The organism is Rhodococcus sp. T7 (assembly GCF_009872365.1).
Taxonomy (GTDB): Bacteria; Actinomycetota; Actinomycetes; order Mycobacteriales; family Mycobacteriaceae; genus Rhodococcus_F.
In genome coordinates this window covers 139,008-139,326 of the sequence record NZ_WXYH01000389.1, presented here as the reverse complement: position 1 = coordinate 139,326, position 319 = coordinate 139,008, and positions in this window count along the sequence as shown.

Below are 319 nucleotides of genomic sequence, written 5' to 3'. Positions count from 1 at the left end.
CGCTAGTTCCGGCCATGCTGATGCACCTCTTCGCTCGGCGACACTCCCGCAATCGAGCATAAGCACCGACCGGCCCGATACGCGACCCGACCAGCACAAACACCGTCATGCACCGCAACGACGCCGCGAGACGGGCCGAGCCTGCACGAAAGGACCCTTGCTCGCCGCCCGGACCTGCCGCAGGAGCCGGCATCAGCGGCGCCCCCCACACGGTAAGTCCGACCGCCACCGCCACTGCCACTGCCACTGCCACTGCCACTGCCCAACAGACTCGACGAACTCACGCAGCGCCAGCACCGCGAGCCCCGCGACCTCACGC